Raw genomic sequence first — 13,915 nt, 5'->3', positions numbered from 1 at the left:
TGAAGTGAATAGTCATTCATTTTATTCTAAAGTCATCTAAACAGAGAGGTTTTTCAAGAGGAGTGGGATGAATGATTTTCAAGAAAAAGGTGGAGCTGTCCGAAGTAAGTGGTGTTCAAATGGTCAATGGCAATGTGGCATTTCAAGGCGTAAACCTAAATGTGTACTGTTTTGTGTCGGACGGCGTATTAATAGATACTGGTGCAAAGTCACTCGAAAAAGAATTTCAACTATTTTTTGACCAACACGAAATCAATCAAGTCATGATTACCCACCATCATGAAGATCACACAGGTGGGGCGGCTTATCTACAACAGTTAGGAAAACCAATTTATATGCATGAACGATATATAGAAGACTGTCAGTCAAAAGCGAACTATCCTTTATATAGGAAGTTGTTCTGGGGGAAACGAGGACCATTCGATGCCGAGCCGATAAAGAGCACTTTCTCAAGCAGAGGGGCAACATGGGAGACTATTCACACCCCTGGTCATGCGCAGGATCATATGTCCTTTCTGAATAAAGAAACGGGCCAACTATTCACCGGAGACCTATATTGTCAGGAACGGACAAAAGTAGTTCTTCGAGACGAAAGCATTCCGACCCTAATCAATTCCCTGCAACGTGCACTTACTTACGATTTCAATGAAGTATATTGCAATCATGCAGGGTACTTAAAGAACGGCAGAGACAATCTTAATCGCAAACTCGAATACCTACTGGAGATTCAAAGCAAAATCATTGTGCTCCACAACAAAGGCCTGGCACCTAAACAAATCAATAAAATCCTCTTCCCCAAAAAATATCCCATTGTACGCTTCTCAATGGGGGAATGGGATTCGTTACACATGGTGACTTCGATTATTAAAGAAGGATAGGCTAATTAGAGAATTCATTCTTAACAAACGCAGTATTTTAGTTTAAGAAGGTATATACGTAATGAGTGAAAAATAAGCTTTAACCATTAAGCATCAGCTTGGCGGTATTGTTCTATTTATTCTCCAATCTTGTTCGTCTCACTTCTAACCCAATTTGCCACATCGGGTCTGTCAGTGAAAAATCCGTTTACCCCTAGATCAATAAGGAAACGCATCGTTTCTGCATCATTGACCGTGTAAGGATGAACAATCAAGTTTTTGCTGTGCATCAAATCGATGAACTTCTTAGTCACGGCAACTGAATTTACACCAACTCCCGAAGCATACTGTGAGAGTTCTTTCAGTTGTTTCTTGGGAATATGCGCTTCTTCCTCGAATGTATAAAGTTTGATCAAGGGAATGGAAGGCTCCATAGCGAATATGTTTTTTAAGCTTTTTGCGTCAAAGGACTGAATGATTACTTTTGGAATGATGTCACCCCTATTTAGGAGGTTATGTTCACGTAATTGTTTCAACAGCTCCTCTTCGATCCCTGGATACGTTTTGGGTGATTTTATTTCAATGTAATAATTGACGGTATCACCGAAATGAAGGAGAATCTCCTCCAAATCAACAATTCGCAAATCATCATAATGCGGTAGGGTGTACTCAAGATGGTTGTTCTCGAACGCTTTTTCAGGAGAATGAAGCTGGATTTCATCAAACGTGACATCCGTTACCGCTTGTTGAGCGTTGTGAAAAGTGACAACAGTATCATGCATCGCTACTAATTTTCCGTCTTTCGTCATTTGAAGATCAATTTCAATGTAGTCAGCACCCATCTGGATGGCCATCTCGTATGAAGAAAGTGTGTGCTCTGCAGCATAGGCAGATGCACCGCGATGGGCAATGATCAGAAAATCATTCTTGGGAAGAGTCGTACGCTCAGTTGGAGGTTCACTAGGTGGTTGCGTGCATCCATATGTGAAAAGCATGACAATAAGGAGCAACATTTTTTTCATGGATTCCAACCTCCGCACAAAAAATAAAAGAGTCCTAAAGGATATGGCGGTAAGTAGGAAAACATTCGATAACGGTCTTATTTACTTGAATTTTTAGAGAAAACGGGCGGCTGAAGTACAATCTTCAGCCGCCCGTTTTATATGAATATGCCAATCATTTTACTGGAAATTCATAAGAAATTCAGCGTAATCTTAATACACTTTGTCACCGTTAAAAATAGAATTCTTGACGATTACATAATCCACGTTGCGGATGGCTTCTAACTTGTTTCCTCCCGAATAGGATATAGCGGATTGAAGATCTTGTTCCATTTCTTTCAACGTATCGTCCAAAGCACCTTTATGCTCAACAAACATTTTCTTGCCTTCAACATTCTTCTTTTCGCCTTTTTGGAATTCCGAAGCGGAACCAAAATATTCTTTAAATAGCTTGCCATTTTTTTCAACTGTTTCTCCTGGAGATTCATCATGACCGGCAAATAATGAACCAATCATAACCATGGAAGCACCAAATCGGACTGATTTCGCAATATCGCCATGTGTACGAATACCACCATCAGCAATAATCGGCTTGCTTGCAGCTTTGGCACACCAACGAAGTGCAGCCAATTGCCAACCACCCGTTCCAAATCCGGTCTTAATCTTCGTGATACAGACTTTCCCTGGTCCAATGCCCACTTTAGTCGCATCCGCACCTGCATTCTCTAATTCTCTAACTGCTTCCGGGGTTCCGACATTTCCAGCAATAACAAAACTTTTAGGCAAGTGCTTCTTGATATGCTGAATCATCTCAATCACAGCGTTAGAATGCCCGTGAGCAATATCAATCGTGATGTATTCCGGTATAAGTTGCTCATCAGCCAATTGTTGGATGAAATGATATTCTTCTTCTTTAACTCCAACACTAATTGATGCGATTAATTCACGGGAATGCATATTTTTGATAAAGTCTACTCGCTTCTCAGGTTGAAAACGATGCATTACATAGAAGTAACCATTTTCAGCTAAGTAAATCGCAATCTTTTCGTCAATAATCGTCTGCATATTTGCTGGCACCACAGGCAACTTGAAGGTATGTTCGCCCAAAGCGACTGTTGTATCACATTCTGAACGGCTATTAACTATACATTTTGCCGGAATCAATTGAATATCTTCATAATCAAACACATTTTCCATAATAAGCACTCCTAAACACGAATATTAAAGCTAAGTTAATTGTAATTGTTCGTCCATAGGGTAACTTATAACAAATTAACTTGTATGTCAAAGTTTTTATCAAGATAATGAAAGAAGTAACGCAATTTCCGCATGCTTATCTAAGCTTCTAGCAATTTTCACAATATTTGTCCTTGCTGCTATTTCTTCGATTGCTGAACATTTTCTTGAACAGTTCCAACATACTCAAACTTGCTTTTGTCTGCTCTCCCTGTAGGAAATAAGACTGCATTTCAATTTGACGATCTATCTCCATTCTTTTCGCTTCCATCATTTGTTGCAATTCATAATGATTAATCATGTACTCACCTTCTCTTTTTAATTTTTGCGTATGATCATTTCATTGCATGCATTCCAATGAAAACATGGTTTCAATTTTGACCACATTCAATATGTATATGCCATAAATAATCAAATGATACAAAAAATAAAAAAATAATTGGTAAAAATTGAACAGATGAAAGCCGTTACTTTTTGTGTTCCCAGACGTCTGTTATATAATGCACCGTAAAAAAGGAGTGAGAAGATGAAGAAATTGTTAGTTGTAATCCTGATTTTAGGACTAGCAGGCTATGGACTTTATTATTTCGGAACCAATGTCGCTTCGGAAAAAGTGGTTGATTCCGTTTCAACGGAACTCGAGGCTAGTGGGCAAATAAATGAAGTGAAATCCTATATAGAAAATGACCCTGAACTGATGGAAATGATGAAGGAAGCCGAGTCGGCAGATGAAAGTACATTGCCTTTTACTACTAAAGGAGAAGCCACACGCGTCCTGGTCAAAAAGGTTGGCGTCACTAAGCTTCAAGATTTACAAGCAAAAGTGAAAAATGGCTCTGCATCTAAAGAAGAAGTATTGCAGGCCCTCAATGAGGACTTAACGGAAGAAGAAATGTTGGCGTTGCAAGTCATTGCTTATAAAGAAATCTATAAGAAGTAATTGATCATGGTCAGTCCAATGTGGATTGACCATTTTTTTGTGTAAAGGACCAACTCGTCCAACCAGAGTCACGATGGACTACACATTAATTAAGAATAGAGAAGGCGTGGTGTGCGATAACTTAGCGAAACTTTATATTAGTTATTGTAAAAAAGAGGGATTTCTGTAACTCTTAACGAAAACAAAAATGTACACTATTGCAATTGTTTACATGCATGTAGGAATTTATAACAAGTCATTGATAATGGACATTCAACTAGTGGGATTCATTTTGCCATCGAGATGGAAGGGATGTAACAAAAGGTAGAGCCAAATGCGTGTATTTCAAGACGTAATAGACTGGATATGAACGTAAATTTCAAAGTGAAAAAGCATTATGCTAATGGGGGCTGAAGGATTGGGAAAAGTTGTTGAAATTATAGGACTTACAAAAACATTTAAAGACAATAAAGCGGTGGACGATGTTTCGTTTTCGGTTGAGAAAGGAGAAGTCGTTGCGATTCTAGGTCCTAATGGGGCTGGCAAGAGCACGACCATCCTCATGATGCTTGGCCTATTGCATCCGACAAGTGGCGAATCCAAGCTGTTCCAATCAAATGCGAATGAAGTGAAGGTTCGGGAAAGAATAGGCGTGATGCTACAAGAAGTCAGTTTGATGGATGGACTAAAGGTGAAGGAAATCATCCGTCTGTTTAGAAGTTACTATCCAGAACCGCTGTCGCTCGATCAGCTAATCGGCTTAACGGGATTGAACGAAGAAGAATTGAACAAACGAACTGAAAAGCTATCGGGTGGCCAAAAACGTAGAGTCGGTTTTGCTTTAGCACTTGCGGGTAATCCGGATCTTTTGTTTTTTGATGAGCCGACGGTCGGAATGGATATAGCAGCACGTAAAGTTTTTTTGGATACCGTGAGAACACTGGCCGACCAAGGAAAGACGATTCTATTTTCCACGCATTACTTGCAAGAAGCTGATGATATAGCTGACCGAATCATTTTATTCCATAAAGGAAAAATAGTTGCGGACGGAAGCCCTGAAAAAATTAAAGGCAATCTTTTGACTCAGTCTATTTCATTCATTGCCTCAAAAGTGGAATCTGAAATGCTTTTCCTTCAAGAGCCATATGTGTCAAAAGTCCTTGAAAAAAATGGACGGATTCATGTGTTCACCAGTAACACGGATGCGGTCTTACATAAAATTTTTGAATCTAAATTTGAAGTAAGTGATATTGCGGTTGAAAAAGGACGTCTTGAGGAAGCATTTGAACAATTGACAATTGAACCACAGGAGGTMATCTAAATGAATATGTTCCTAAATCAATGCAAAATTGAAGGTTTACGGATTTTCCGTAACCCATATTATCTTTTCTGGTCACTTTTTATGCCAATTGTGTTTTATGTGATTTTTACAAAAATCATGAATACGGATGTTCCTGACAGAGAACTATGGAATGCACACTTCCTGATGTCCATTACGACGTTCAGTGTAATGGGAAGTGCAATCATGACGTTGGGCATACGGATGGTACAGGAACAATCACAGGGCTGGACAACATTCATGAAAGTGACACCGCTCTCTGGAATGGTCTATTTCCTGTCAAAAATGCTGGGGCAAACGATGATTCATGTGTTGTCAATTGTTGTGCTTTTCGTTGCAGGGGTTTTGATTAATGGGGTATCTTTGCCTGCGATGGACTGGATAATGAGTGGATTGTGGATTTTAGTAGGTTCTATTCCTTTCCTTGGTATTGGTGTCCTGGTTGGGACGATGAAGAAGGTAGAAACAGCTAGTGGGGTCAGTAACATGGTTTATATGCTTCTGGCAATCACAGGTGGTATGTGGATGCCAATGGAAGTGTTGCCGAAAACAATCCAAACATTGGGGTCTTGGTTGCCCGCATACAATTACGGCAACGGGGCATGGGAAATCATTCGTGGAAATGTACCTGAAGTGAAAAACATAGCCATTTTGGCATTTTATCTAGTGTTGTTTATGTGTCTGTCCCTGTATATTCGTAAAAAACAGCAAGCGGTGTAAGAAATCTGCGATAAAGATTAAGTTCCCGTGATTCATTTTTTCTTTCAGCTACAATAAGAGACTTTCAATTAATAATTAATTGAAAGTCTTTTTTCTTTTTCATAAGCCTTCATTTTAATTTACTTTTCAGAATACAATAATGTATGATGTACAGTATGAAGGTGTGTGACATACAGTATAGAGAAAGAGGTGAAATAATGAATCAACTATTGGGTTCTTTGACGACTGAATTGCGCAGGGGGACGTTAACTTTGGCGGTATTGAGTCAATTGAGAACACCACAATACGGTTATTCACTCGTCCAAAGATTGGAAAAGAACGGCATCAAAATTGATCAAAGTACACTTTATCCATTATTGAGGCGTTTAGAAAAACAAGAGCTCGTGACCAGTACATGGGAGACAACAGAGAGCAGGCCGCGCCGATATTACGTATTGAGTGCATTCGGTGTGAAAATTTTTGAACAGCTAAAAGAAGAATGGGAAAAAACATCACAAGAACTGTACGGATTATTGAAAGGAGACGAACAAGATGAAGTGGATTGATTTGTACATCCATGAAGTTACAAGAAGGTTGCCTGAAAACACAAGGGAAGACATTGCTTTAGAATTGCGTTCTACAATAGAAGATATGCTTCCAAATGAACCGACCGAAGCTCAAGTAAAGGCAGTGCTCGCCGAGCTTGGCAATCCGTCAGTGATGGCACACAATTATTTGGATCGGCCTATGCATCTGATCGGCCCGAAGTATTTCGATATATATATCAATCTTTTGAAACTTATCCTACCAATAGCAATGACAATCACACTGATTGCTTCGGTGGCGGATGCACTTGTTTCGGCTAAAGGGGATGAAGAAATCATAACCGTCATTCTCAACGTATTCGGAATAGCCATTTGGAAATTGTTGAGCACTGCCATGCAAACAGCGTTTTGGTTAACTTTGGTCTTTGCTGTCATTGAATGGACGGACAAATCCAGAGACCAGGCACCACTCACGATGAGTATGAAGAAATGGACTCCGGAAGATTTAAAGAACGTAAATCCAATTCCAAAGAAAAAAGCCATTCAAAAATGTATGATTTTAGGCAGTCTAATATGGACAGCCACCTGGGCAGCTATTTACTTCAACGCTGCTAAATTGGTAGGAACCTATGAAGATGGAGCGAACGGAATCAAATTTCAATTCCCCATTTTTAATCAGGAAATACTGAATTCTTACTGGCTGCTAGTAGTCCTTGTAATTGTATTGGAGGTAACTCTGGCATTGTATAAAGCTTTTGTCGGACAATGGACGATGAAAGTTGCAAGTTTGAATACCATTACACACCTCATTACTCTGGTGGTTTTAGCGACAATCATTGGAAACGATTCGATTTTGAGTGAGCAGTTCGTTGTCTATTTGCAACAACTGAAGATTGATTCCAACCTTTATGATTGGGCATATCAAAGCATCATCATCGTGTGTGTAGTGTTTGCGGCCATTGATATTTTTGAGGGATACCGAAAAGCAAAAATTTCACTACCGGGTCCACTTAAACAATAAGCTTGGCTTTTATTAGGTTGAACATAACTTAATTGGCCATAACATGCGTAACGAAAAGCGTCCACTTGGTGTTACAAAAAAATGAGAAACTATAACATATGCAGGCGTTAAAATTCATTTCTTATATCCAATTTCAAGCAACTGAAAAGAGACTTTCAATTTATGGATAATTGAAAGTCTCTTTTCATTATGGCTGAATTTCACTTGATAAATCTGTTCCTTGTTTTTATCAATACTTGCAGAGTTAGGCTGTATGCCTCGCTGGGCGTGGCCAGATAAAGTAACTCAAGGTGATGAGTAAGTCAATGCCGAGTACAATCGCCCATACGCGAAGAATTTGTTGAAAAGCTTCCGTTCTGTCGGCATTGCCCACCCATATTGTCAAACCGAGTAATAACCCAGCACCGATTAAAAAGGCGAAGAGATGCCTAATCCAATTGAGGAAATCTTGTTTAGCAAAAGCCATTCCCATTTTTTTGGCGGGCTTCTTCCTGCTTTTTAGGATATAAAAACAAAACTGATCATCAGCCCAGCGAATCATCGATTTACCGTAAGCCACGGAAACCCCGATGTAGATAGCAGCAATTCCATGTGCCATCGTGGCAGTCGAACCTCTGTACAAGTCGAATCCCGTTAATACAAGCAGAGCCAAATCCACCAAAGGTGTCATTGCTAAAAGTATAAACCCAAGTTTTTCTCTTTTTCCTAGATAGCGAACAACAAGCCCACTGACGATAAATAACCAAAATAAAATTTCACAGATGACAATGGCCCAAGCAATTCCATTCATGTGCACACCTCCATGTTTTATTTAGTACGTTCGTATTAATTAAAATATACCACAAGTTTTATTTAATACAAGTGTTCTAAAAAGATTGTCTGACTGTACATTAGTCGCTATAATAAACCTATGCCAAAACAAGTGAATCACGAAGAACGAAGACAAATTATTGCAGAAGCCACGTGGGAAATGATTATGAAGAAAGGGATTGAAGGAACAACTGTCCGGGCGATTGCCGATGAAGCCAATCTATCATTAGGTTCTTTGCGCCATTATTTTTCTTCTCAAGAAGAGCTGTTGAGCTATTCGATGGAGTTGGTGAAAGAAAGAGTGACGGAACGGATTGAGAAAAAGTTTGCACAGGACATACCAATGGATGAGTTGCTTGTTCATTTCTCTTTGGAAATTATTCCTTTGGATGACCAGTCCCGTCTCGAAATGACAGTTTGGTTCCACTTCATGGCCAATGTCCAATTCCGTCATAAATTCGAGGGAGATGATGGGATTTTGCAGGCGCTACAGCAATTCCTTTCTGTACTGGAAGCACACGGAAGATTGAAACCAGGAATTGAACTTCAGGAAGAAATCGAAACACTGTATGCGTTGGTGGATGGACTCGCCATCCATTGCCTGCTTGCACCTGTGCGCCTGACGAGAGAGCGTATCGTCCCTATTATTGTTAAGCACGTTAATCTCCTACTTCTTCATCCATTAAATAGTTCTATATTTTTGTGAATTGAACTGAAAAAGAAGCATCTCCAATCGACAGTCAATCCGATTAGGGGTGCTTTTCTTTAATAACAGGGATGGTGTCCAGAAGAAAGTGTATCAATTCAGTAAACAAAAGAATTTTTAATAAAGTGAAACCGACGTTTAATGGGGAAGGTGCGCAACGCTCGAATGTACCTGCATAAAGTGAATGAATCTAAATAGGTGATAGAGGATAGTATAATTCCTTAAAATAAGATCATTGAAATATTGTTGGAATTTCATAAAGAAATTCGAAAGCGGCTGAAAAACAACTTCAGTCGCTTTTTTCTGTGATAATAAGTTCCAAAAAAAGGGCAAAAAGGATTCTTCATGAGCGGTCGATTTGAGGACAACTATCCTTTACAATAGGAAGATATGGTTTGGACGGGTTAGGAGTGTTTCAGAGGTGAGTGTGATAGTAAGTGAAATAACACGGTGTAACTTAGCCGTGAGCAGCCGGTTTAAGAAAAATAAACCGAAAATGGCTGAAGAGATGACGAACTTGTTGAACGTGTCTCCAGTTGTGGATGTTCATATGGAACGCCTTTCAGATGGACAGACGAATCAAAAACGCGTGTCTTTATATATAGAGTCAGAAGCTATTGAAGGTACGCCAGTCATGGAGTGCGAATGGATTGGTAACGGGCTTGAGGTCGTTCATTTCTATATAACTAAAAAGCGTATTCAATTAGGAAATAACCGCCATTTGCAGATGAGGATGGCATTTGACCGTAAAGGCTTGGTGTCTACGGAAATGACGCTCGCTCTTTATAGGATTATTCAGTCTCTACCTATTGCTTCCGACCGATCGGAGTACGTAAAAAAACGGATTTCAAGCTGGGAATCTTATTTACGGGTAATGGAGCGTAATGCCGATGTCGAAAGACTTGAAATTGGCATCCGGAGTGCCCGTTTAAGTCTGGATTTCCGTAAAGTCACATTTGAGCTTCATAAGCTGCCGAATGGGTTTGATAAGTATTACAAAAAGTCGGCTGTTAAGTTAGTAGCGACGAACCAAAGTCTTGGAAATGTTGTGCAGGTGCAAATGGGCAAACGAACCATTGATGTAGAACTTGCCAAGGATCTTCAGGAAAAAGCACGAACGGGAAAATGGCGAGTGCCGGCAAACGGGAAGCTTGCATTCGATAATGTAGCGGAAATGGCACAAATTAATCGTTTGAAAGATGGGTTCAAGCGTCTGGAAAATGGCTGGGCAGTTAATCCGAACCTGGAAAAGCTGTTATTCGAGAAACGACCGACTGTGCGAAAAGGGAAGGTTCCGGAAGACTTAACCTTCAAGCAAAATCTGAATGAATTTCAACGACAGGCAGTAGAAGGCGCGATTGCCGCACAGGATATGTATGTCATACAAGGGCCACCCGGAACAGGAAAGACCACGGTTATTTCTGAAATTTGTTATCAGCATGCGAAAATGGGTTTGAAAACGCTAGTAGCCTCACAATCGAATTTGGCGGTTGATAATGCACTGGGTAAATTATTGACGGACCAGGACATTCGAATTTTACGAATCGGTCGAAGTGAAAGCATCGAGGAAGAAGGGCAGCGTTTTGTTGAAGAACAAGTTGCTCTTTACTGGAAGCAACAGACGCTTTTGTCGATCCAGACGCATGTAAACCAGTTTAAAAAAGATGGACAGGTTCTTCTTACTTCTATTAAAGAAACTGAAGCAACAATCGACCATCTGAAGAGTGAAATAGAGACTCTTGAAACGAAGAAAACGGAAAAGAATCAAGCCAAGGAAAATTTGAACAGACTTCAGCACGAACTGAAGTCAAGTCAGTCATACGTTCAAGAGTTGAAGCGAAAAAAAGATCAATTTGACTTTCAATTGATTATGAGTCAGGACATTTTTGAGGATGCAAAAAGCCGATATGAACGGTTGAATGACCAAGTAGCTCTTTTTTCGGGCACAGGTGAATTTGCTAAACTTCACATTAAACTCAATGATGAAATTCAAGTACTTCAAAAACAGTTAGCATGTTTACAAACGGCAACATCTCTTCAACAGAAAAGAAATGAGCATCAGGAAAATGTGGACCAATTGAAGAAGGCCTCTTCTCAGCAAGCGACTTTGGAACATATAGCGAAGCAAATCCCAAATGTTAAGAAAATCCCTGAATTACAAAAGTTGATGGGGCAGGAATCATGGGCTCGTTCATCTGAAATCAACTCGATTTTTCATCATATGGACCAGTTGCGTATGAACTATCAAGCTTCGATTCAAATAGGGAATCATTCCGAAGTGGATGACACGTTGAGTAAAGCCATTATTTATGCAGAACAGCAACTAAACGCGCATCAATACAATATGAAGATGCTCGCAAAAAAGATATCGATGATGCCTCATGTTGTTGGAGTGAAGCTTGAAGATCGGTATGTAAAAAAAGTCGTAGACGCATTTCGGGATTATACCAAACAAATGAACGCATTCCGGGAGCCGTTAAATCAAACGGATCGACAAAAATTGTCGGCTATTTATGAACATATGATGGTCCTGAAAGTATCCAGAAAAGTTGGATTAACACGTAATGGTGCACAAGGAAATGAGCAAATAAAGAATGAAATTTTGACTTCATTTGAACAGCTGAAAGAAGTCGTTGGACAAACTCTTGTAACACGTCTGCAGGAGTTAGCTGCAGAGACCACTTTATTGACTCCAAAACTTTCTGCACTGGTTGAAGAAATTGATTCTATTGAAAAGAATCTTTCCGGTATGCGTGAAACGGTACCCAATCAAGAAGTACTTGTTCCAATGGTCGAAATCGAAAAGGCTCTTACGGAAAAAGAGGCAGAGCTTGAGCAGATGGGAACAGAAGAGAGCTTCGTAGAAGGTTTGGTACAAGCAACCTCCGTGCAACGAGGGGTTATGCAAAAACGTGAAAACGAAATGAACCAAATTCAAGATACAATGGCAGATTTGGCACAGAAATTGGCTGATGAACAGTTCAAGCAAACAACGATTAATAAAGAAGTGACCGACCTTGAAGTAATTATCAGTATCGATGTAGATGCTTTATTGAACGAAGTGAATACGAACTTCGAGAATACATCAGCACAATTAATCGAATTAAAACGAAAAGAAACTTTCCTGAACGTTTCCAACGACATTCGTCTCGAGTGGCAGGATATGCTGGGACAATCAACTGCTTATGATATGGATGAAATCAAGAAATTGTATATTCAGTATGCGAATGTGATTGGTGTAACGTGTTCGATTTCGGCAAGTAAGGATTTTGTGACACAGTATCCCGATTTTGATGTGGTCATTATTGATGAGGTATCAAAAGCAACACCACCTGAATTACTGCTGCCGATGTTAAAAGGGAAGAAAATCATTTTGGTTGGCGATCATCATCAACTGCCTCCGTTGGTCGGACAGGACACGATGGACGAAGTGCTCGAAGATATGACCGATGCACAAGAGAAAGCTGATTTGACATCGATTTTGAAAGAATCCATTTTTGAACGGTTGTTCAATGATTTGCCTGAAGACAGCAAGGCAACGCTTCGCATTCAATACCGAATGCATGAGCACATAATGGAAACAATCAACCCATTTTACCGTGAAAATAATTACGGATTGGAATGCGGATTGGCTGATTCGAGCAAAGAACGTGATCACTTGCTGGATGGCAAGCTGTTCAAACGTGGGCAGCATATCATTTGGTACGATATGCCGAATGAGCAAGGATTTCTTGAGGAGCGGGAGCAGCATAGCCGTAGCTATTACAATGCAGCTGAGCTGAAACAAATCCGTGAATTATTACTGGATTTGGATCAGGCGACAGCTCACGCGAAAAAGGATGGCCGTCTGAATGCTAACGTGAAGAAGAAAGTAGGCGTCATAAGTTTTTACGGGGAACAAGTGAAAAAAGTGGATCGTCTTCTCAGCCAAGAACTCGACCTGCCTCACCTTCATTGCCGAACAGGAACAGTCGATAAATTCCAAGGGATGGAAATGGATGTTATCATTCTGAGCTTCGTGCGTAATCATCACCAGAAGGATGGGAACATTGGGTTCTTAAAGGATTACCGACGATTAAACGTGGCACTTTCTCGAGCACGTGAACTTCTTATGATTGTCGGCAGTGCGGACATGTTCACGAAAAAAGCCCACGGCGAATCCCAAAAGATCATGTTCCGACACGTATTGAATGTCGTAGAGAAATACGAGGGACTGAAACAATTGGAAACTAACGCAGGCAGGAAGTGATTTTATGAGCAAACAACTTGATACAGAAATGTCGAAAGTATCGACCGTGTTGCTGGAACAACGGCATCTTCGCTTGCTTGGAAGTGAGAGATGGGGGTTTCCGCTTCAACTTGCTAACATTCAGATGACAACGGGTATCCGAAGTCAAATGGATGTACTGATGAAAATGATCTTGAAGATTTTGGGGAAACTGGACGTCAAACACACTGAAGAAATCAGCGAATTGCTGGCGGTGGAAAACATTTTTGTGGATCATATGCTGAAGCTGATGATACAAAATCAGATGGTTAAGTTAAATGAAGGTTTCTATCGGCTGACCGACCTTGGGATGGAACAACTGAAAGTAGGAACGTTCGTGCATGATTCCTTGGAGGAAGAGGTCGAAGTTGCATTCAGTCCCTATCATAACGATGCTCTCATTCAGGATACCAATCAAACGTCAGTAGAGGCAGACGATCAACTTCCTGATTATCGTTTTGGTGAAGACAACAATCAATTAAATGTGAACGAACTGAAAGACTCACAAATTATAC

General features: G+C 40.1%; 13 protein-coding genes. 9 read left to right on the top strand and 4 right to left on the bottom strand.

What is annotated here, in order from left to right; genetic code table 11:
• Nucleotides 1-71: 71 nt before the first annotated feature.
• A complete protein-coding gene (locus AC1DSL_RS08780) occupies nt 72-878 on the top strand; it encodes an MBL fold metallo-hydrolase (protein ID WP_477531911.1) in 807 nt (268 codons plus the stop codon).
• Nucleotides 879-994: 116 nt separating this feature from the next.
• Here AC1DSL_RS08780 and AC1DSL_RS08775 read toward each other — a convergent pair whose 3' ends face one another.
• From AC1DSL_RS08775 to AC1DSL_RS08765, 3 genes are all read right to left on the bottom strand, one after another.
• A complete protein-coding gene (locus AC1DSL_RS08775; protein ID WP_477531910.1) occupies nt 995-1,879 on the bottom strand; it encodes a glycerophosphodiester phosphodiesterase family protein in 885 nt (294 codons plus the stop codon).
• A gap of 192 nt (nt 1,880-2,071) precedes the next feature.
• A complete protein-coding gene (gene guaC, locus AC1DSL_RS08770; RefSeq protein WP_477531909.1) occupies nt 2,072-3,055 on the bottom strand; it encodes a GMP reductase in 984 nt (327 codons plus the stop codon).
• Between the two features lie 148 nt (nt 3,056-3,203).
• Complete coding sequence (locus AC1DSL_RS08765; protein ID WP_477531908.1) at nt 3,204-3,395, bottom strand: hypothetical protein; 192 nt, start codon at nt 3,393-3,395, stop codon at nt 3,204-3,206.
• A gap of 225 nt (nt 3,396-3,620) precedes the next feature.
• On the opposite strand from AC1DSL_RS08765, the gene AC1DSL_RS08760 reads away from it, so the two are divergent.
• The 5 genes from AC1DSL_RS08760 to AC1DSL_RS08740 all read left to right on the top strand — a co-directional run bounded on the left by AC1DSL_RS08760 (nt 3,621) and on the right by AC1DSL_RS08740 (nt 7,617).
• Nucleotides 3,621-4,034, top strand: a complete 414-nt coding sequence (locus tag AC1DSL_RS08760; protein ID WP_477531907.1) for a hypothetical protein — start codon at nt 3,621-3,623, stop codon at nt 4,032-4,034.
• A gap of 397 nt (nt 4,035-4,431) precedes the next feature.
• Nucleotides 4,432-5,334: an ABC transporter ATP-binding protein gene (locus AC1DSL_RS08755; protein ID WP_477531906.1), complete on the top strand. Its 903-nt coding sequence runs from the start codon at nt 4,432-4,434 to the stop codon at nt 5,332-5,334.
• Nucleotides 5,335-6,072: an ABC transporter permease gene (locus AC1DSL_RS08750; protein ID WP_477531905.1), complete on the top strand. Its 738-nt coding sequence runs from the start codon at nt 5,335-5,337 to the stop codon at nt 6,070-6,072.
• A 197-nt stretch (nt 6,073-6,269) separates the two neighbouring features.
• Complete coding sequence (locus AC1DSL_RS08745) at nt 6,270-6,617, top strand: PadR family transcriptional regulator (protein ID WP_016428627.1); 348 nt, start codon at nt 6,270-6,272, stop codon at nt 6,615-6,617.
• On the top strand, nt 6,604-7,617 hold the full coding sequence (locus AC1DSL_RS08740) for an HAAS signaling domain-containing protein (RefSeq protein ID WP_477531904.1): 1,014 nt from the start codon (nt 6,604-6,606) through the stop codon (nt 7,615-7,617). Before AC1DSL_RS08745 ends, AC1DSL_RS08740 begins: the two co-directional genes overlap by 14 nt.
• A 244-nt stretch (nt 7,618-7,861) precedes the next feature.
• Here the strand turns inward: AC1DSL_RS08740 and AC1DSL_RS08735 are convergent, their stop codons facing one another.
• Complete coding sequence (locus AC1DSL_RS08735; protein WP_477531903.1) at nt 7,862-8,407, bottom strand: hypothetical protein; 546 nt, start codon at nt 8,405-8,407, stop codon at nt 7,862-7,864.
• Nucleotides 8,408-8,527: 120 nt separating this feature from the next.
• Here AC1DSL_RS08735 and AC1DSL_RS08730 point away from each other — a divergent pair, with 120 nt between their 5' ends.
• From AC1DSL_RS08730 to AC1DSL_RS08720, 3 genes are all read left to right on the top strand, one after another.
• On the top strand, nt 8,528-9,133 hold the full coding sequence (locus AC1DSL_RS08730; RefSeq protein WP_477531902.1) for a TetR/AcrR family transcriptional regulator: 606 nt from the start codon (nt 8,528-8,530) through the stop codon (nt 9,131-9,133).
• A 421-nt stretch (nt 9,134-9,554) separates the two neighbouring features.
• On the top strand, nt 9,555-13,382 hold the full coding sequence (locus AC1DSL_RS08725) for an AAA domain-containing protein (protein ID WP_477531901.1): 3,828 nt from the start codon (nt 9,555-9,557) through the stop codon (nt 13,380-13,382).
• A gap of 4 nt (nt 13,383-13,386) precedes the next feature.
• Nucleotides 13,387-13,915, top strand: a 529-nt coding sequence (locus AC1DSL_RS08720) for a hypothetical protein (RefSeq protein WP_477531900.1), incomplete at its 3' end; no start/stop codon positions are given.

It is taken from the genome of Paenisporosarcina sp. P4_D4 (genome assembly GCF_056401835.1).
This window is presented reverse-complemented; position numbering and strand designations above follow the sequence as displayed.